Raw genomic sequence first — 20582 nt, forward strand, 5'->3', positions numbered from 1 at the left:
GTTTATTGATGACAAAAGTCATGCTCAAGTCATGACTTTTGTGTCTGATGTTTTTCTATGGATTTTCCGATACTGGCTTCACACCAATAAGGTGAAACAGCAAAAGGACTATCAAGATGAAAACTTTACTCATAGCTTTAAGCACTTTAACTTTTAGCCTGGCTCAGGCCGCTACTATTGAACAAATTGATGCAGCGACCAATGCCATGGATTTGAAGCAGCTGTCCAGTTACGCTGCCGAACAAACGGCAGATTACAACAATGCTTATGCCAACTATCGTTTGTCTATTATGGCGGGCATTACAGGCCAAAAAGATCAGGCTGAGGAAGCTCTGGACCTAGCGCAGTCCACGCTAGAGCAGTTGACTGCAGAACAGCCTCAAGCCGATAGTCTGGCCCTACTGTCTAGCGTTTATGGTATGCAGATTGGCAATAACCCGGTCAAGGGAGCGCTGTATGGTGCTAAATCCAATAAAGCCATGGCACAAGCCTCTGAGCTGGAACCTGCCAACCCAAGGGTGACATTAGTGAAAGCTATCATAGCTTACAATACGCCTGCAGTTTTTGGTGGCAGTAAACAAAGTGCGATTGACCTGAGCAGTAAAGCCATTGAATTGTATGCGCAGCCCTGTCAGCAGATTTGCTGGGGGCACGCAGAAGCTTATACCTGGCGTGGTTTAGCCAAGCAGGAACTGGGTGATAAGGCTGGAGCCATTGCAGACTGGACCAAAGCGGCAGAGGTTGACCCTTCCTATGGCTGGGCTAAGTTTCTGTTGTCTCAACAACAAAACTATAGTCAAAATCGTTAATAACTTTATGGCTTGGGGCTCTTTAGAGCCCCTGTTGCGGCTGAGGAAGTAGGTGATGTTAGAGCTGGAAAAACGTCTGTCCTGGGTGTATTTGGTTAATCTGGTGTTTTATATAGCGCCGTTTTTTTACATAGACTACAGCCTGATCGACTATTTGTGGATGATGTTAGCTTTAGTGGCATTTTTGGGATGTTACTACTGGATTGGCCGCAGTGATATCACTCAGATGTTGTTGCCTATACTGCTGATGGCTCTGATTGCAAGCTGCATTACGCCGTTGAATTACGGCTCTATTTCGATGTTTGCTTATGTCAGTTTTTTTATCGGCTTTGTTTATAACTTCCGTCAGTTTTTAGCAGGAATTGCGGCACTGATCGCCTTACTGGTGCTGCTGGACCACTTCTTTATCAAAGGTGCACCTTACTTCCTGTTGTATGGTTCAGCTCTGGTTATGGCGATAGGTGTGCTCGGAGTGCTCGATCGGGTCCGACGCTTAACTATGCTGAAAGAGCAGCGTAGTGCCGAAGAAATTAAACAGCTGGCGACTATGGTAGAACGAGAGCGTATAGCGCGGGATTTACACGATATTATGGGGCACAGTTTATCCGGTATAGTGCTCAAAGCTGACCTTGCCGATAAGTTGATGCAACAACAGCAGTATGAGTTAGCTGCTCAGCATCTGAAAGAACTGGCGCAGATAGCCCGTGAAAGTTTAAGCCAGGTACGACAGACTGTGTCTGGCTACAAACACAAGGGCTTGGTTGGTGAAGTACAGCTGTTAAGCGGCAAACTACGTGATGCGGGTTTTGCTGTAGATGTTCGTGGGGAAGTGCCAACTCTTTCCGCCCGCGAAGAAACTGCCGTTGTTTTGATCCTGACTGAACTGGTAACTAATGTGCTAAAACATAGTCATGGCGATCAGGTGCAAATTCATTTTAATGAGACTGCGCATGGGCACCAGGTGATGGTATCGGACAATGGTAAACTCAGTGAGCTGAAACAGGGCAATGGCCTGACAGGTATTCAGGAGCGTTTAGCTGCATTGAACACTGAGCTGGAATGGCAACTTTCGCCCAGTAGTTTTAGTTTTACTTTGCCGAAGGAGTCCTGATGCGTATTTTACTGGCAGAAGATCAAGCCATGGTGCGTGGTGCTTTAGCGGCTTTATTAGGCCTGAATGCAGAATTTCAGATCACTCAGGCGGCTGATGGCGACCAGGCTTTGGCTTTGCTGAAACAGCAAGACTTCGATCTCTTATTAACCGACATTGAAATGCCGGGTCGTAGCGGCTTGGAATTAGCACTTCATCTGCAACAGCAACACAGTAAAATCAAAGTGATAGTGATCACTACTTTTGGTCGGGCTGGCTATATTCAACGTGCTATCGCCGCCGGGGTACAGGGCTTTTTACTCAAAGACGCACCTTCTGAACAACTGTTACAGGCAATTTATCAGGTGATGGCTGGTAAAAGAGTGATAGATGCTGAACTGGCGTTATCGGCTTTGGGTGAGCACGACCCTTTAAGTGATAAGGAGCGCAGGGCTTTACGATTAGCGTCCGAAGGAAAAAGCACAGCCGATATTGCAGCCGCACTTTATATTGCAGAAGGTACAGCCCGGAATTATTTGTCGGAAGCCATCAGTAAACTAAATGCGGTAAACAGGGTTGATGCAGCCAGAATAGCCAGACAAAAAGGCTGGCTATAACTTAGCCGTCGTACTTGATGCCGCAGCGTTGTTGGCAGCACTCTCTCGCCCCAATCACATAGGTAAACTATGCTCATGGGGTCTCATTCGTTTGCCGCCTAGCTGCAACAACAATTACTTAGGCTAAGTCTTCGTCGTACTTGATGCCGCAGCGTTGTTGGCAGCACTCTCTCGCCCCAATCACATAGGTAAACTATGCTCATGGGGTCTCATTCGTTTGCCGCCTAGCTGCAACAACAATTACTTAGGCTAAGTCTTCGTCGTACTTGATGCCGCAGCGTTGTTGGCAGCACTCTCTCGCCCCAATCACATAGGTAAACTATGCTCATGGGGTCTCATTCGTTTGCCGCCTAGCTGCAACAACAATTACTTAGGCTAAGTCTTCGTCGTACTTGATGCCGCAGCGTTGTTGGCAGCACTCTCTCGCCCCAATCACATAGGTAAACTATGCTCATGGGGTCTCATTCGTTTGCCGCCTAGCTGCAACAACAATTACTTAGGCTAAGTCTTCGTCGTACTTGATGCCGCAGCGTTGTTGGCAGCACTCTCTCGCCCCAATCACATAGGTAAACTATGCTCATGGGGTCTCATTCGTTTGCCGCCTAGCTGCAACAACAATTACTTAGGCTAAGTCTTCGTCGTACTTGATGCCGCAGCGTTGTTGGCAGCACTCTCTCGCCCCAATCACATAGGTAAACTATGCTCATGGGGTCTCATTCGTTTGCCGCCTAGCTGCAACAACAATTACTTAGGCTAAGTCTTCGTCGTACTTGATGCCGCAGCGTTGTTGGTGGCGGGCGCGGCTAAACCGCGCCCCGCAGTATTAAAACAGGCTAATTAAAACGAATACACAAAAGTTAAAGAGGTTTGGGTATCGGTTTTCTTTTTACCTACTGGTACATTCGAGTCGTTTTGTACTAAAAAAGCGGCTTTCATTTGCATCCGGCCGTTAATTTTTGCGGTCAGCGAAGACTCAGCAATAGAACGTCTGTTGTCTTCACCGTACTCCAGGCTGACAGTTTGCTTAAAACGGGCAGATTCACTGATTTGCCAGCGATAAGTTGCCGCTCCACGCACTATCACACCGTTTTCAGTTTCCTCCAGGTCCGTTTCGCCCCTGTAATAACCAGGACCTACTTCACCTTCCAGCGACATAGTTTCGGTTTTAAATAGTTCATCGCCATAACCTATAGCCACTGTAGTGTATTCGGTGTAAGCACCAAAACGATCGCTCACATGTAAGCCATAGACAAATAATCGGGCAGATTCTTTATCCAGCTTATAACCACCTTTGGCAGAAGCTGCATATTTTTCAGCTGAGGTTTCCACCAGCGTTTGACCGTCGTTAGTTTCCGTTTCATCACGCTTAAAAAAGGCGCTGAAGGTATAGTCATTCGACCAGTGTTCCAATTCTTGTTTGGCGTCTACTTTCCCTGTGATAGAAGTACCTTTGGTGTTACCAGAGGTTGTAATAGCGCCAAGTTCCGCTGTTGTACTCCAGCCTAATTTGGCCGTATTGGACGAGCTTTCTTCCGCCTGTACTGTCAAAAGGCCGCTTAAAACGAACAGACTGCTCAGAGCTGATAGGGAGCAGAGAGTTTTTTTCATACCTTATTTTTCCTTTTTGAGGTGCAAGTCCATTTGTGGAAAGGGGATTACAATCTGATGTTCATCAAAGGTCAGCTTGATTTTTTCCAGAGAGTCCCAGTACACAGGCCAGTAATCGGCTGCATTTACCCATGGACGTATTAAAATATTGACTGAACTGTCGGCTAAAGCGCCAACAGCAATGACTGGGGCTGGCTCAGCGAGAATACGACTGTCTGCTTTCAGCATTTGTTCCAGTAGTTCTTTGGCCTTTTTCAGATCTGAGTCGTAACTGATGCCAACAATTAAATCCACTCTGCGGGTTTTTTCAGCAGAATAATTGATAATGGCAGAGCCGGTAATTTGCGAGTTGGGCACAATAATGCGTTTGTTGTCTGCACTTTTAAGTACAGTCTGGAAAATTTCAATTTTTTCCACTACACCTGATACACCTGCTGCATCGACAAAGTCACCAGAGCGGAAAGGGCGGAATAAAATAATAAGTACACCTGATGCAAAGTTCGATAATGAACCTTGTAAAGCCAATGCTATAGCTAAACCGGCAGCACCTAAGATAGCGATAAAGGAAGCCGTCTGAATACCCACTTGTGATAGGGCTATCAGAATAGTCGCTACCATAATGGCCGCCTGAATAATGCCACTTAAAAAAGACACTACGGCTCTGTCCACTTTGCGGTGGATTAAGGCTTTCTCCAGCATGCGGGTCAGACTTTTCGACAACCAGCGACCCAGATATAAAATGACTAAAGCGACCAGTACCTTGACGCTATAACTTAAAATCAATTGCTGATTTTTCTCTAAAAATTCCAGGAACTGTTGCATTTCTGTCTCCATTTTCGTTCCGCTGCTGCAGTGCATGTCAGGTGCTCTGACCGCAATACCCTAACATACCCAGTATGCTTAGCCCAAGCAAAACGCGGCTTTGCGCCTTGTTGTACAAAAATAGCTTTGCTTCAACAAGGAATTTCGCTAGAATGCGCGCCGCTTGTGGTGACTGTAGCTCAGTTGGTAGAGTCCCGGATTGTGATTCCGGTTGTCGTGGGTTCGAGCCCCATCAGTCACCCCAATTTTCCAATAGACCCAAACCCAACTTTGGGTTCGAGCTTCGTTAGTCACCTGATTTCCTCTGCAGTCATTCTATTGTTATGCTCTGTATGTCTTTCTTTTGTTAGTTGCAACATTATGGATTTGAAACAACTGCAGTTGTCTTTACAGCAGCCTCATTTAGCCCCTGTTGAACTTTGGGATCCAGCTTTTTGCGGTGATATCCCCATTCGTATCGATCGACAGGGTTTTTGGTTCTATCTGGATTCTAAAATCTTGCGACCAGAACTAATTCAACTTTTTGCTTCTGTGCTCACCCGACAACAACAAGAGTATTTCCTGCTGACTCCGGTTGAAAAAGTCCGTATTCAGGTGGAAGATGCTGCTTTTGTTATTGTGGCTATAGAGCTGCAAACTGGTGATACACCTGTCCTTATTGCGACCACTAATTTAGGCGAACAAGTATTAATTACCGCTGAATATCCGTTATTTTTGCAGGCTCAGCCCGATGGCCAGTGTTTGCCTTATCTGCAGTTGTGGCGAGGTTTAACAGCGAAATTCAGCAGAGCGGCTTATTATCAATTGGTTGATTTGGCTTTGCCTGTCCAGGTAGAAGGAAACACTAAACTACAGATTGATTCTGCTGGCATGAGTTTTGAGCTCGGAACTCTGGATTAACCGTTAATCCCGGATCTAAGGCTCTGTATCGCATTCAATTTTTCTGCGCTTGCTGCTTTGGCATTCCTGTTTCATAGTCGTTGCACAGCAGCTGGAAAAAGCTGTGTTTATCCAACAGGAGAGCGAATGAAATTCCAATTGACCCTCGTTGCCAGCGCGTTACTGATCGCTGGAACAGCCCAGAGTACCACTCTAATCCACGCCGGCAAACTGATCACAGCAGACACTGATAAAGTATTGACGCAACAGACTGTCATCATCGAAGGCGACAAAATTGTCGCAGTGCAGTCCGGTTATACAACCCCGGCCGCCGATGATCAGGTCATAGATTTGAAAAATCATACACTGATGCCTGGCTTAATGGATATGCATACTCATTTTTCCACTCAGATGAACCCCGGTACTTATACTGAAGCTTTTTTGTTGAATGAAGCTGATGTTGCCTTACGTGGCGCTACGTATGCCGAAAAGACTTTATTGTCAGGCTTTACTACAGTCAGAGAGCTGGGTACCAGTCATCACACCAGCACAGCTCTGCGTAAAGCGATCACAGCGGGCTATGTCATAGGCCCGCGTATTTATACCGCGGGTAAATCTATTGCCACTACAGGGGGGCATGCAGATCCAAGCAATGGTGTAGCTTATGAGCTGATGGGCGATCCAGGTCCAAAAGACGGTGTGGTGAATGGCCCGGATGAAGCACGTAAAGCCGTGCGTCAGCGCTACAAAGAAGGTGCAGATCTGATCAAAATCACGGCTACAGGTGGCGTACTGAGTGTGGCCAAAAGTGGCTCGAATCCACAGTTTAATAAAGAAGAGCTAAAAGCTATTGTCGAGACAGCCAAAGATTATGGCATGACAGTGGCAGTGCATGCGCATGGTAAAGAAGGCATGGACAGAGCCATCGAAGCCGGAGTGGACTCGATAGAACATGGTACTTTAATGGATAAAGCCACCATGAAACTGATGAAAAAACATGACACTTATTATGTTCCAACCATCAGTGCGGGTAAGTGGGCCGCAGAAAAGGCTGCCATTCCGGGCTTTTTCCCAGAGCTGGTTCGGCCAAAAGCTGCAGCTATAGGTCCAAAAATCCAGCAAACCTTTGCTACGGCTTATAAAGAGGGAGTTAAAATTGCTTTTGGCACTGATGCCGGAGTAGGGGCGCATGGAGATAACTGGCGAGAATTTGTTTTTATGACAGAGGCCGGTATGCCTGCTTTGGAAGCTATTCAGTCGGCCACTATTACAGCGGCTCGTCTGTTAAAGGTGGATCAGGAACTGGGTTCTGTCAGCCCAGGTAAAATTGCAGATTTAGTAGCTGTACCAGGTGACCCGCTGCAGGATATTCAGCTGATGGGGGAAGTCAGTTTTGTCATGAAAGCAGGTGTGGTGTACAAGCAATAGCAATGGATTTGAAAAAGCGAGGCAGCCAGGGGCTGCCTTTTTTACTACTATTTTTGCTTCTGAAAAAACGCCAGCAGTTTGTGCACGTCAGCCAGTATATCGGCTTTCAAGTCAATTTCAGCCTGTTCACGCAGGTGATCCAGATGGCGGATCTCTTTTTTATCACGCTCTTTACGGGCCTGATGGGTAGGCATATCTTTGACTACGTCGTACATCTTAAACAAGCCAGGGTAGGTAAGAACCGCGTCTGGCTTTTCAGGCAACTGCAGATGGTCCAACAACACCCAAAGCCGCAACGCACCTTCTGACAACTCACACTGTCCTTCCCGCATAGCTTTGGCAATTAACACTATACTTTCGGTAAGGTTGGCGTTTTTTGTCGCAACTACTTGTTGCTGCTTCAACTGTTGTTGTTTGATCAGCCACAACAGACGGCCAAGATAAAAACTTAGACCACCAAGGATTAAAACAGCAACTAAAGTGGCTAGTATCCAGCTTAAGGTCAAACTATATCCCCTATTCGCCTAAAAATTCTTTACGCCAATCAGTACGCTCTAACTTGGCTAATGGATCCATATCTTCTTCTTCGTCATCTTGATCCAGGCCTAAAAGAGCAACCAGTTCTGCGTGGCGTGCCGTTTTGGCATTGAAGTACTTAGCGTCTTTACCCGTCAGTATTTCACCTTTATCCACTTGATCCAGCAATTCCAGCAGCTTCTCATCATTCTCGAGCAAGGCTAATTCCTGCTCTGGAGGCATTTCTGGCTCTTTGGCTTTGCTCAGTTGGACCACTGGCTTGAACTGTTTCGGCTGCGCCATCAGCTTTTGTTCTGCTTCTGTTACTACTAACGCAATAGGCTTTTTGCTACCGTGGCGTGGATCTTTAGAGCTTTTGCCTGATTGTTTTTGCTTGTCTTCGGCTGAAGGCGAATGGCGACTACCGGATTTTAAGCCCGCACCTTTCTTTTTGGTTTCGGGCGCGCGAGTGCGGTCCTGACGAGCTTCCTCAGCCGGTCTGTGCCTGGTACCAAGTGGGCCTGAGGTGCGAGTTTTTTTAATCCGGGTCATTATGTGTTACCTACGAAAAAGGGCGCGTATTTTAACCAGTTTATCTTAGAAAACCTAGGTATTTCGTTTTTTAAATATCACCACATCATCAGCCGGAAAATGTAGTGCAAAATTATCCCGCTTTGCCAGAAATTCAAAAGTGCGCTGATGGAAAAAACTGATATGGGTTGGGTCGTTTTTATAATGCCAATTGTTGAAGCTGCTTTGCTCGGTGTAGCGTTTGGTCATCAAAGCCAATACGCCTTCGGGCCAGAGTAAATCCAGCCATAAGGACCATTCTTTCGCTGGGTTGATAAAATGTTCTATGGCTTCAGTACAACTGACAAAATGGTATTTTTGCTGCAGAGCATGCGGCTCCGGTGCATAAAATGGATCCCAAACCTGCATTTTTTTGCCTGCTTCGCTGAGCATTTGTGCCAATAAGGGCCCTGGGCCACAACCAAAATCCAATCCTGTATGTTGTTCAGGTGTAAGAGTACTGAGCAGAGGTAAAGATAAACGGGATAAAAATTTACGGTAAGCCGGATCATCCAACTGGTTTTGATGTAAATCGTATTGGGCTTTTTCTTGCTGCGCAGTTAAAAGCGTTGTGCGGTCAGCAAAGACTAAACAACACTGCTGACATTGAAAGTAAGCACGTCTTTTATCGCTGCAAAAAGCCTGTATTTCTGATGCTGAACAAAGTGGGCACGCTGAATTCATGGTGAAGATAAATAAAAAGGGCGGTGTAAGATGTTACCGCCCTCTATATAAGGTGTCTAGCGCGACACATAATCTGCTTTAAGTCGTCCTGACGGGAGTTCAACACCCTGTTTGCACAAATTCCCTATATTTTTACGCAAATTCCCTATGAAAATAATTATTCGCGACCTTCCTGATACTTAATGTTCCATCCATGCACCGTGTAAATTACACTCTGCCATCATTCTGATGCTTAAAAAGTATACTAATGCACTGCTGCTGTCCTTGCCTTCTTTCCCTGTTTTCAATGGTTACTAAATGTAACCGGATTTAATTTACTCCGATTTTTTAGAATGGCAATACGGCAGTATAAAAAAAGTACAAAAAAAATGAACTATTTTGTAATGACATTATAAATCAAAGACTTGCGTATATTATTTCGCGTTGTGAGCATTATCTTACTAGAGTGTGAGACATATCTTACAAAATAAGTTGAGTTCTCATTATTCACTAGGTGAAGCGACAGCTTGAGGGGAAAGGTTAGCGGGAGAGCATAAAAAAACCAGGCATAAAGCCTGGCTTTTCACGCAAGAATGGCTGTTAGTGCAAACCGCCTACGTATTTAGACAGTATTTCGATATCTTCGTCGGTCAGCTTCTTTGCAATATCGCGCATCATACCATTCATATCATTGGCTCGCGCACCACTGCGGAAGGCTTCCAATTGTGATTTGGTATAAGCTGCGTGTTGGAATGAAATTTTCGGGAAACCAGCCAAGCTGTGCCCTACACCACGTGGACCATGACATGCGATACAAGCGGCTATACCACGTTCCATATCACCACCACGAAACAATTTTTCGCCTTTAGCAATCACATCTTCTGGTGTAGTGCCTTCCTTCATGGTCTGACTAGCATAAAAAGCAGCCAGATCTTTCATATCCTGTTCCGACAAAGCAGCAACCATTGGAGCCATCAGGGCGTTATAACGCCCTTCCTTACCCGCAGTTTTGCCACCTAGTTGAAATTCTTTTAACTGTTTAAATAAATAACCAGCATGTTGACCCGCAATTTTTGGGTATAAATCGGTAGGGCTATTCCCGTCCATGCCATGGCAGGCAGCACAAGTAGCAGATTTAGCTTTACCTGCTTCAGCATCCCCATCGAATGCATAAGCTGTACTGATTAACCCTAAAAAGAGCGTGAGTGGAAGTGCGAATTTTTTCATTTTTTTTCCGTCTCTGTCCGCGTTGAACCGCCAGAAATCTGGCAACCAAGTTGAATAACCCTATATTTTATGTTTATTTTACACGAATATTGCACAGATAGAATCCCATAAATCACAGTAAAGCTTCTGTGGATCTTCAGGATCCGTTACACTATAGCTAAATTTACAGCCGGAGCTGACAGTGTACAAAGCGATCATCAATTATCAGAAAGCAACTTTTCTGACCAGTGCCCCTGATATTAAGGCTCTGCCCGCAGATACAGGTATCGAAGTTGCCTTTGCTGGTCGTTCTAACGCCGGCAAGTCCAGTGCATTAAATACGCTGACTAGACAAAATGGTTTAGCCAGAACCAGTAAAACACCAGGTCGTACTCAATTAATTAATACTTTTTCTTTATCTGAAAACCAGCGTTTGATCGATTTGCCTGGTTATGGCTTTGCCAAAGTGCCTTTAGCCGTTAAAGAAAAATGGCAAAAAGCTCTGAGTGAATATCTGATTAAACGTGAAAGTTTAAAAGGTATAGTTATATTAATGGATATTCGCCATCCACTGAAAGATTTGGATCAGGATTTAATTCATTGGGCTGTGCAAAGTAATTTGCAGGTGTTGTTACTTTTGACCAAAGCGGACAAGTTAAGTCCAGGGCCGCGTAAAAAAGTTCTGATGGAGGTCACGGAAGCCTCTATGGCTTTTATGGGCGATGTCACAGTACAGGTGTTCAGCTCTCTTACCAAATTAGGTTTGACAGAGTTAGAACAAAAGCTAGACCAATGGTTTAGCGCAGACGCAGAATAAGTGTTACCCAGTCTCAAAAAGCAGAGCATGTCTCTGCTTTTTTTATTCTTATTAACCTGAACTCGGGATAATGAGTGTCGAGTTTTGTCGATTTAATTAATTAAATCAACGAAGTAAAATTATTACGTCAAGCACACAAAGTTTATTCAGTGGCAAGGCTTATCCCGAGTTCAGGTTTATTAGATCCCAGTTTCTAAAAAGCATCACAGTACTAGTTCAGATCAAATCTCAGAATGACATGGCAAAGAAAAATAAGCTCAGCTGATCATAAGTGTTTGGGGATTTTGCGCTGCCAGAAAAAAGAAAACCGGCCCTTTTTGAGGAGGCCGGTCATAGCAAACGGGGAGAAGCTATTCAATAATTTCAAATCAACAGGGTGTCTTGGATTAACAAGACAAGGCTATTATACATAGAATTATGAACGTTTGAAGTATTTGCTCTAAAAAATCTAATTTTATTTCAGTTTCTCTGATCAAAAGACAAAAAAAACGCCCCACTGCAAGCAGTGGGGCGGCTAAATAAGCCTTTCTTTCTGGCCACTAAATAAGCGATTAAGCTCAGTAGTGCTGAAAGATAGAACATCTTACCTCTGTACCCTACGAATTTAATTCTACAAGTGTTGATTAAAAATGCAAGTCAATAGCTGTAATTAAACTACAAATATTTCTTTAAATTGCTATTAAGTTGAAAAAATGTAGCTTTATTACCAGTGGTGTTCATTGGTGTTGTTGATTAATTAGGCAGTTTTGGCCGAAATTAGCGGAGACCAGCACAGTGTCGGGATCTGTTGTAGCTACTGCAGTTCTTCATCTATAAAAAAGCCCCAAACAAGTTGGGGCGAAAAATCAAACTACCAGGAATGGGCATATACACTATTAATAAGACTGGGTGTTTTTAACTTAGTTCAGACTTATCACTATTTTTTTTAGTGCGCCTGATCCCAGTTTGGCCCAGAGCCTGCCTCAGCCAGTAAGGGCACATCCAACGAAGCCGCGGATTGCATGATGTCGACCAGCTCTGTACTGACTCTTTCCAGTTCTTCAGTTTTGACTTCAAATACTAGTTCATCGTGCACCTGCATTATCATTGAGACAACACCAGCTGGTTGCTTATCCTGCCAGGCTGCCACTTTGATCATGGCCATTTTGATGATATCAGCCGCCGTACCTTGCATCGGAGCATTGATAGCAGCGCGTTCAGCACCTTTTTTCCGGGCCATATTTTTGGCATTAATTTCTGGCAGGTACAAACGACGACCAAACAGAGTTTCTACATAGCCCAGCTCATGAGCCTGAGTACGTGTTCGCTTCATGTAATCCAACACGCCAGGGAAGCGTGCAAAATACAAATCAACGTACTGCTGTGCTTCTGATCGGCTAATGCCCAGCTGACGCGCCAAACCAAAAGCTGACATGCCATAAATAAGGCCGAAGTTCACGGCTTTAGCCCTACGGCGTTGTTCTGAACTGACATCGTCCAGCTTTACACCAAAAACTTCAGCAGCTGTGGCTTTATGAATATCTTTACCTTGTGCAAAAGCATTCAACAATGCAGGGTCACGCGATAAGTGCGCCATAATGCGCAGTTCAATTTGTGAATAGTCGATCGCCAGTATGGTTTTGCCACTTTCAGCAATAAAAGCCTGACGAATACGGCGGCCCTCTTCGCTTCGGATGGGAATGTTTTGCAGGTTAGGTTCAGTAGAGCTTAAACGACCTGTAGCAGCAACAGCCTGATGATAGGATGTGTGCACCCGGCCTGTAGCTGGGTTAACAGAAAGCGGCAGTTTATCGGTGTAAGTGGATTTCAGCTTACTTAAACCCCGATGTTCAGTAATTAGTTTGGGGAACTCGTAATCAAGCGCCAGCTCGGCTAATACTTCTTCTGCGGTGGATGGTGTGCCTGTAGGTGTTTTTTTAAGGACAGGCAGCCCCATCTGCTCGAATAAGATTTCCTGAAGTTGCTTAGGAGAAGACAGGTTAAATTCTTTACCCGCCATCTGATAGGCTTCCTGCTCAATCTCACTTATACGGGTGGCTAAATCCATACTTTGTTGCGCTAACAAATGGCCGTCAATTTTAACGCCAGTGCGTTCCATTTTGGACAATATAGGCACCAGAGGCATTTCGATATCGCGGAACACCGTTTGTAAGCCTGAATGTTGCGCAAGCATCGGCCATAAGGTTTGATGCAAACGTAATGTCACGTCAGCATCCTCTGCTGCGTAAGGAGAGGCTTGCTCCAGCGCTATTTGGTTAAAGGTGATTTGTTTCGCCCCTTTACCTGCTATATCTTCAAAAGCTATGGTTTTATGCCCGAGGTACTTCAGTGACAAGGAATCCATATCGTGTCGCGAGGCCACACTGTTGACAATATAAGATTCCAGCATAGTGTCAAAACGAATGCCACGAAGTTCAATGCCATGGCGCGCCAAAACACTTTGGTCATACTTCAGGTTTTGGCCCACTTTGGCTTTAGTTTCATCTTCCAGCCAGTCTTTCAACTGAGCTAACACCCATTCACGATTGAGCTGTTCAGGTGCGCCAACATAATCATGCGCCAACGGAATATAGCAGGCATCGCCTGCTCCTAACGCCAGCGAAATACCGACAATATCGGCCTGCATATAATCCAGACTGGTGGTTTCAGTATCAAAAGCCACCAGTTCAATCTGAGGCAAGCGTTCCAGCAATTGCAGAAAATCAGCTTGGGTTAAAATGCAGGGGTAGCCACTGATATCAATACCACTGGCTGGAGCTTCAGCTTCTTGTTCTTCATTCTGTTTTGTAGCTTCTGTCGCTACTGTTGTCGCAGCGTCTTTGCCTGCTAAAACTTCGCTTAACCAGCGTCTGAATTCACAAGCTGCAAACAGCTCTGCCAGTTTGCTCTGATCCGGAGTTTTGATCTCTAAGCTATCTGACTGTAACGATAATTCCACATCTGTTTTGATGGTCGCCAGCTGATAAGACAGCATCAGTTGTTCTTTAAACTCTGTCATTTTGGCGGCTATGGTTTTGCTGCCACGAAAGTTCAGCGTCGCAATTTGATCTAACTGCTGGTACAGTTTTTCTATTGAACCAATACCCTGGAGTAAAGCCATAGCGGTTTTTTCACCTACCCCGGGCAAGCCCGGAATATTATCCGCTTTATCGCCCATCAGAGCTAAATAATCGACAATCAGCTCTGGGCCGACGCCAAATTTATCTGCTACGCCAGCAGGATCCAAAATGGTATCTGTCATGGTGTTTATTAAAGTGACATGCTGATCAACTAATTGAGCCATGTCTTTATCGCCCGTTGAAATAAGCACATGCCTGCCTTGCTGACTGGCTTGAACTGCTAATGTGCCTATCACGTCATCAGCTTCAACGCCGCTGATACAAATCAAAGGTAAACCCATAGCCTGAATTATTTGGTGTAAAGGCTCTATCTGGCTGCGTAAATCATCTGGCATGGGTGGGCGATGTGCTTTATATTCGCTATACATTTCGTTGCGAAAAGTCGGGCCTTTTGCATCGAACACCACCACCATCTGGCTGGGCTTGTACTGGCGCAATAAACTTTTCAGCATATTGACTACACCATAAATAGCTCCTGTCGCTTCTCCTTTGGAGTTTGTCAGATGTGGTGGGGAGTGATAGGCGCGAAATAAATAAGAAGAACCGTCGACAAGAATAAGAGGATTGTCCGGTATAACAACCATGATAAGGATCCCTTGATGTTTTGCTTAAGAATGCCATAACAGTGCGTATTCAGCCAGCTGTAGCTGCATTTTCGAAGTGTTCAGTTGATACTTTTTTACACGAAAAAGCTGTGGATAACTTTGTGGACAGAAGGCAATAAGTAGTACGGAATTTTTAGGTGTAACTCCGGTGGATTTTGTTTAAGTTGTTGTATTTAAAAGAAAAATAAGAGGATTTCTAGAGGTTCTCTTATTGGTTTTCTTGCTATTCCATTTTGTGGAAAATAATCTTATTTTGGCCCGCTGTCTAAAAAGTAACAGTCCAAGGCAATCAAAGTAGGGCAAACAGACTACCACAAAGATTTTCTTTGCACAGCGCCGATTTCAATTTTTTTTGTCTCAGAATAAACTCATTAAGATTGAACTGTTATAAGGCAGGATTTCCTGCGGATTTCGTCCGACTTACTCCGCATTAAAAGCGAAGTGAAAAACCAAAAATTGCAGGGGCTTCCACTATGAAGGATCCCGGCGCTATAATACCTTAACTTTTGTATGGCTTATTGACAGGATTATCCAGATGAAAAAACTCACTTTTGCCTTAGTGCTGATGACAACTGCTGCAATAGCCAACGTCGCTGCACAGGATGCAGACAACGAAGCAATCAAAAAGCGTCTTGAGCCTGTAGGTCAGGTTTACCTGGCTGGTGCACAGGTTGCAGCAGATACTGGACCTAAAGGACCTCGTACCGGAGAACAGGTGTATCAGGGCGCTTGTTTTGCGTGTCATGGTACAGGTGCATTAGATGCGCCAAAAAAAGGTGATGCGGCTTGGAAGCCTCGGATAGCGCAAGGTGCCGACCTATTGTTAAAACACGCTATCGAAGGTATTAGGGCTATGCCACCTCGCGGTACGTGCATGGACTGTTCCGATGAAGAAATTTCCGCTGCCATCGAATTTATGATCGAAGGCGTTTAAAGTTCCAGTCGGTATAAACGCTGCTTTGGCAGCGTTTTTTTATAGCGTAAATGTTAGCGTACTAAAGAGTTAGCTTTACAGCTCAATTGCTTTTAATAAGATCTGACCAGTTATCTCATTTAACCTTCCATCTGGTTAAGCTTTGTGCATAATAGAAGTGTTTACACATCAGCCAATTTTGGTTGCCTTGCCTTAGAGATGATTAAGAGAGAAAGTTGAAGGACATAACGACTCTGGATAAAGCCAGCAACCTTGTGATGAGTCAGCTGAGACGTTTGCGTAAGCTGGTCGCAGGTTATAAACAGGCTTACATCATTCAAGGTGCCTTACTCAAATTGTCGGAGCTAGCTTCTGGCATCAAAGATATGCGTGAGTTTTATCCCGCTATCCACCGCTTGTTAAATCAACAACTCAAAGCTGATAATTTTTATGTAGTGCTTTGCGATCAAGAACAGCAATTCTTCTTAGAATATTTTGCTGACGAAAAAGACCAAAAAGTGCTGACGGACGCTCCGTCCGATGCTTTTGCTTCTGGTTTAACAGGTTATGTGGCTCGCACAAAAAGGGCGTTGCTTTGTAACCAGGATGAATATCTGCGCTTAGTCGACAATGGTGACATCACAGCCCAGGGAACGGCTTGCCAGTATTGGTTAGGGGTACCTCTTTGCCGTGGTGAAAAAGTCATAGGTGTGATGGCAATCCAAAGCTATGACCCAGAATGTCACTACAATCAACAAGATTTAGCTTTGATCAGCAATATAGCCATTCACACTGTTACGGCAATAGACAGAGTTAAGAGTCGTGAGTTGCTGGAGCAAACTGTACGAGAACGAACTCAGCAGTTACAAAATATCAATTATTCGTTGCAAAAAGAGATACGTGACCGTACTAACGCAGAACAATTGCAGTCGGCTTTGTACAAAATCTCGGAGATGACAGCCAAAAGTACGGACATGATGAGTTTTTATCATGAGGTCTATCAGATTTTGGCTGGACTGATGAAAGCAGACAACTGTTACATAGCTCTGTTAAACGAAGCCGGTGACCGATTGCATTTCCCGTTTTATCTGGATCAATATACACCCACACCCAAAGAACGTACTTTACAAAGCGGTTTAACCGAATATGTGATCCGCTCTGGCGAAGCCAAGCTGATTAGTCAGGCGCAGTTACTGGATTTGGTCAAAACCGGAGTTGTTGCCAGAGTGCAGTCCGGTTCAGTACAGACTGCAATTTCTACCAGTTGGTTGGGGGCTCCTTTACTGGTTGGAGAGCAAGTGCTGGGTGTCATCGCCTTGCAGTGTTATGACAATACCTATAGTTACGGCGAGCAAGAGCTGAACTTACTGCGTTTTGTATCTCAACATATTGCAGTGGCTATCTCACGCAAACTCAGTACAGAGCAACAAAAAAGACAGCACGAAGAGCTGGAGAAACGTATTTTTGAACGCACCCGAGAGTTGCGTCAAACTAATCTATTTTTGCGTTTGCAGGTAGAAGAACGGAAAAAAGCTGAAGAAAAACTCTTTCACGAAGCCAATCATGATGCCTTAACTGGTCTGGCAAACCGGCAAATGTTTTTGATGCAGCTGCGCCAACGTTTTTCGTATCGCAACCGTGAGGCTGCGCCACGTTTTGCTTTACTTTTTATCGATTTAGACCGCTTTAAACTAATTAACGATACATTAGGCCATCACATAGGCGACTTGTTTTTAATTGAAGTCAGTCAGCGTTTACAGCAAACAGTGCGTGAACATGATTTAGTCGCCCGCTTGGGTGGTGACGAGTTTGTTGTATTGTTAGGTCAGATCCAAAGTGATTTGGATGCAGAAGAAGTGGCTGATCGTTTAATTGAATCTTTGCGCCAACCCATGATACTCGAAGGTCAGCAGGTTTGTTCAGGAGCTAGCTTGGGTATAGCCTGTTATCAACCCGAGTATCAAAGCGCGGATGAGTTATTACGAGACGCCGACGCCGCTATGTATCAAGCCAAATCTTTTGGCCGTAACCGTTTTGTGATTTTTAATGACTCGATGCGCCAGCAAATGTTGCTGGAGCTAGGGCAGGAACAGGCTTTGCAGCATGCTGTTGATCAAAAACAGTTTGCACCTGCCTTCAGACCTCTGGTGCAAGCTGGCCATGAAGTTCTTGGTTATCAGGTGCTGCTGGACTGGCAGCAAGGAGATGCTGAGTATAAAGCAGAGTTAAGCCGTCAAGCCGCCCAAGCTGGCTTAATGCCCGATATAGAGTTGGAATTAGTCCGACAGATTTGCCAAAGAAATGCCAGTACAACTCTATTCTGCCTGACGTTAAGTAATGGGCATCTGAATAACACAGTGCTTTTTGATAAGCTCTGTCATGTGCTTCGCCGCTCTGTTTTACCACTACACCAGTTGTGCATAGGCTTTAAGGAAGCTGATTTACTGCGTTTAACCAACACTCAGCTGGCGAATTTACATCAGTTAAAACGACTGGGTATTCGATTGTTAGTAGACCAGTTTTCTGCCGAAGTGGCAGCTTTGGGATTGGTCGTGCAGTATCCATTTGATTTTGTGGTGTTAGACACAGCCTTTAGTCGCAGCTTGCAGCGCAGCGATCAGCGCAAGCAGCTGCTGCAGGTACTACTAAGTCTGGCGCAAACCCACAAATATCGCTTGGTGGCTACTGTTGCCGAAAGTGACGAAAGCCGGTCCTACCTGACTGAATTGGGGTGCTGTTATTTTGCCGATAGCAGCCCTGTAAGCGAAGCTCAATCAGGGCTTTTTCAGCAGTTGGCGTAATCTATCCAGATGCGCTAAGCCCGTCTCCTGACGTTGCTGTTCAGTTTTTACAGGCGCTGCTTTGCTCCACTCCAAATCATCAGCAGGCAATTCATATAAAAACCTGCTGGGTTCAGGTTTAATCACTTCACCATACTGACGACGCTCGCGAGCATAGGTAAAAATCAGCTCGCGCTGTGCTCTGGTAATTCCTACATAAGCTAATCGACGTTCTTCTTCCACGTTGTCTTCGTCTATGCTGCTTTGATGGGGTAATAAACCTTCTTCCATACCGACCATAAAGACATAAGGAAATTCCAGGCCTTTGGATGCGTGTAGTGTTAACAGCTGTACTTGATCCGCTTCATCTTGCTGCTCCTGACGTTCCATCATGTCGCGTAGCGTGAGTTTGGTGACGACTTCGTTTAAACTCAACGGCTCCTCATCGTCTTTGCCCTCGAGCATTTCGCTGATCCAGCGGTACAGCTCATTGATGTTTTTAAGCGCCATTTCAGCCGCTTTGGGGCTGGCGCTACTTTCAAATAACCAGGCTTCGTACTGGCTTTGCCGGATCAAGTCTTTTACGGCTTCCTTAGGATCAGCTCGCAGCGCGTTGTCTGCTACATGGTTAATCCAGTTGGCAAAATTCTGCACCGCCTGCAGGCCACGTGCAGGCAAACGTTCTGCCAATTCAGGTTCAAAGCAGGCCGCAAACAAGCTGATGTGTTTTTCGTTGGCCAGACTGCCGACTTTTTCTAAAGTAGCAGCGCCTATTTCACGTTTTGGGGTGTTGATAATACGCAAAAACGCATTGTCATCGTCCTGATTCACCAATAAGCGTAAATAAGCCATGATATCTTTAATTTCGGCGCGGGAAAAAAACGAGGTGCCGCCTGATACTTTGTAAGGAATTCTGTTGGTGATCAGTGCTTTTTCAAATACTCGCGCCTGATGGTTGCCACGATAGAGCAAGGCATATTCTTTGTACTGAGTACGATTAATAAAACGATGCGAAATAATTTCGGCCACCACTTTTTCGGCTTCGTCTTCTTCGTTACGGGTCGGCAACACCCGTAAAGGTACACCGTAGCCCAATTCACTGAATAAGCGTTTATCGTACTCGTGTGGATTATTCGCAATCAAAATATTGGCGGCTTTGAGAATACGTTCGGCCGAGCGGTAGTTTTGTTCCAGCTTAATGACTTTCAAATTGGGGAAGTCTTTGCCCAGCAATACCAGATTTTGCGGTTTGGCACCGCGCCAGGAATAAATGGACTGATCGTCGTCTCCAACCACAGTAAAACGTTGGCGTTCACCGACCAGCCATTTCACCAGTTCGTACTGACTGGTGTTGGTGTCCTGATATTCATCCACTAACAGGTACTGAATTTTTTGTTGCCATTTCTGCCGCACTTGCTCGTTAGAGGCGAACAACAAAGTGGGGACCATAATGAGATCGTCAAAATCCAAAGCGTTGTAGGCCCGCAATTGCTGCGCATATTGCTGGTAGACGTTGGCAAAGCTAATACTTTGTGCATCCGTAGCGCGTGCCAGCGCCTGACCCGGTAAAGTTAAATCGTTTTTCCACGAAGATATTTTGCTTTGCAAAGCTTTCAGTAAATCTTTATCGCCTTGTAGCTCGTCATCGGTCAGTTCCTTTAATAGTGCCATGCTATCCTGATCGTCAAACAGCGTGAAGTTAGGCTTATAACCGATGGCGCGATATTCCTTTTTCAGGATCTCTAAGCCTAAGGTGTGAAAAGTGGAAACGGTTAAACCCCGGAGCAAAGGCCGTTCCAGCTGATGCTTGATCCGCTCTTTCATTTCGCGCGCTGCTTTATTAGTAAAAGTCACGGCCGCTATATGTTTGGCAGGTACATCACATTGCTGAATTAAATAGGCAATTTTATTGGTAATGACCCGGGTTTTACCGCTGCCAGCGCCAGCCAGCACCAGGCATGGCCCACTGATATAATGCACAGCATCGTTTTGTTGAGAGTTAAGTTTCATCAGGCACCCTTCACAGAAGAATGCTAGTTTAACTCAAATTGACCGGGCAGAGGCGCGCTGATTTCAGTACAAAACGAGCAAGTAAGGCAAATATGCGGCAGAATGGATCCACCTTGAGCCTAAAGGCCCG

General features: G+C 45.2%; 16 protein-coding genes and 1 tRNA gene. 9 read left to right on the forward strand and 8 right to left on the reverse strand.

Annotated elements, in window-relative coordinates:
* Nucleotides 1–116 precede the first annotated feature (116 nt).
* The 3 genes from EMM73_RS07660 to EMM73_RS07670 are packed head-to-tail and all read left to right on the forward strand — an operon-like array spanning nt 117 to nt 2516.
* Entirely contained in the window at nt 117–809 is a 693-nt protein-coding gene (locus EMM73_RS07660) for a tetratricopeptide repeat protein (RefSeq protein WP_127685860.1), read from the forward strand.
* 55 nt (nt 810–864) lie between these two features.
* Nucleotides 865–1920: a sensor histidine kinase gene (locus EMM73_RS07665; protein ID WP_127685861.1), complete on the forward strand. Its 1056-nt coding sequence runs from the start codon at nt 865–867 to the stop codon at nt 1918–1920.
* On the forward strand, nt 1920–2516 hold the full coding sequence (locus EMM73_RS07670; RefSeq protein ID WP_127685862.1) for a response regulator transcription factor: 597 nt from the start codon (nt 1920–1922) through the stop codon (nt 2514–2516). The genes EMM73_RS07665 and EMM73_RS07670 overlap by 1 nt, the downstream gene beginning before the upstream one ends.
* An 837-nt stretch (nt 2517–3353) precedes the next feature.
* Here the strand turns inward: EMM73_RS07670 and EMM73_RS07675 are convergent.
* Both EMM73_RS07675 and EMM73_RS07680 read right to left on the reverse strand, forming a co-directional pair.
* Nucleotides 3354–4124: a DUF481 domain-containing protein gene (locus EMM73_RS07675; protein ID WP_127685863.1), complete on the reverse strand. Its 771-nt coding sequence runs from the start codon at nt 4122–4124 to the stop codon at nt 3354–3356.
* Between the two features lie 3 nt (nt 4125–4127).
* Nucleotides 4128–4946, reverse strand: a complete 819-nt coding sequence (locus tag EMM73_RS07680; protein WP_127685864.1) for a mechanosensitive ion channel family protein — start codon at nt 4944–4946, stop codon at nt 4128–4130.
* Between the two features lie 168 nt (nt 4947–5114).
* Between EMM73_RS07680 and EMM73_RS07685 the strand changes: the two genes are divergently transcribed.
* The 3 genes from EMM73_RS07685 (at nt 5115) to EMM73_RS07695 (ending at nt 7253) form a co-directional block, all read left to right on the forward strand.
* A tRNA-His gene (locus tag EMM73_RS07685) sits at nt 5115–5190 on the forward strand.
* A 116-nt stretch (nt 5191–5306) separates the two neighbouring features.
* Nucleotides 5307–5846, forward strand: coding sequence for a DUF1285 domain-containing protein (locus EMM73_RS07690; protein ID WP_127685865.1), 540 nt, complete (start codon nt 5307–5309; stop codon nt 5844–5846).
* Nucleotides 5847–5972: 126 nt separating this feature from the next.
* The gene (locus EMM73_RS07695) at nt 5973–7253 is read left to right on the forward strand and encodes a metal-dependent hydrolase family protein (RefSeq protein ID WP_127685866.1); all 1281 of its coding nucleotides are present in this window, start codon (nt 5973–5975) and stop codon (nt 7251–7253) included.
* A gap of 47 nt (nt 7254–7300) precedes the next feature.
* Here the strand turns inward: EMM73_RS07695 and EMM73_RS07700 are convergent, their stop codons facing one another.
* From EMM73_RS07700 to EMM73_RS07715, 4 genes are all read right to left on the reverse strand, one after another.
* Complete coding sequence (locus EMM73_RS07700) at nt 7301–7759, reverse strand: DUF2489 domain-containing protein (RefSeq protein ID WP_127685867.1); 459 nt, start codon at nt 7757–7759, stop codon at nt 7301–7303.
* A gap of 10 nt (nt 7760–7769) precedes the next feature.
* Nucleotides 7770–8321 carry a Der GTPase-activating protein YihI gene (gene yihI / locus EMM73_RS07705; protein WP_127685868.1) on the reverse strand — a complete coding sequence of 184 codons (552 nt, stop codon included), beginning with the start codon at nt 8319–8321 and terminating at the stop codon, nt 7770–7772.
* 54 nt (nt 8322–8375) lie between these two features.
* Nucleotides 8376–9023 carry a class I SAM-dependent methyltransferase gene (locus EMM73_RS07710; RefSeq protein ID WP_127685869.1) on the reverse strand — a complete coding sequence of 216 codons (648 nt, stop codon included), beginning with the start codon at nt 9021–9023 and terminating at the stop codon, nt 8376–8378.
* Between the two features lie 579 nt (nt 9024–9602).
* A complete protein-coding gene (locus EMM73_RS07715; RefSeq protein ID WP_127685870.1) occupies nt 9603–10229 on the reverse strand; it encodes a c-type cytochrome in 627 nt (208 codons plus the stop codon).
* 181 nt (nt 10230–10410) lie between these two features.
* On the opposite strand from EMM73_RS07715, the gene yihA reads away from it, so the two are divergent.
* Nucleotides 10411–11025, forward strand: a complete 615-nt coding sequence (gene yihA / locus EMM73_RS07720) for a ribosome biogenesis GTP-binding protein YihA/YsxC (protein ID WP_222422626.1) — start codon at nt 10411–10413, stop codon at nt 11023–11025.
* A 925-nt stretch (nt 11026–11950) separates the two neighbouring features.
* On the opposite strand, the gene polA is transcribed toward yihA, so the two are convergent.
* Nucleotides 11951–14728 (reverse strand): DNA polymerase I, encoded by a 2778-nt coding sequence (gene polA / locus EMM73_RS07725; protein ID WP_127685871.1) that lies wholly within the window; start codon nt 14726–14728, stop codon nt 11951–11953.
* 556 nt (nt 14729–15284) lie between these two features.
* Here polA and EMM73_RS07730 point away from each other — a divergent pair.
* Both EMM73_RS07730 and EMM73_RS07735 read left to right on the forward strand, forming a co-directional pair.
* Nucleotides 15285–15683, forward strand: coding sequence for a c-type cytochrome (locus EMM73_RS07730; RefSeq protein WP_127685872.1), 399 nt, complete (start codon nt 15285–15287; stop codon nt 15681–15683).
* A 215-nt stretch (nt 15684–15898) separates the two neighbouring features.
* A complete protein-coding gene (locus EMM73_RS07735) occupies nt 15899–18463 on the forward strand; it encodes a sensor domain-containing phosphodiesterase (protein ID WP_222422627.1) in 2565 nt (854 codons plus the stop codon).
* Here EMM73_RS07735 and rep read toward each other — a convergent pair.
* A complete protein-coding gene (rep, locus tag EMM73_RS07740; protein WP_127685873.1) occupies nt 18437–20452 on the reverse strand; it encodes a DNA helicase Rep in 2016 nt (671 codons plus the stop codon). The two genes, EMM73_RS07735 and rep, sit on opposite strands and share 27 nt — an antisense overlap.
* Nucleotides 20453–20582 lie beyond the last annotated feature (130 nt).

The organism is Rheinheimera sediminis, from assembly GCF_004005375.1.
Lineage (GTDB): Bacteria > Pseudomonadota > Gammaproteobacteria > Enterobacterales > Alteromonadaceae > Pararheinheimera.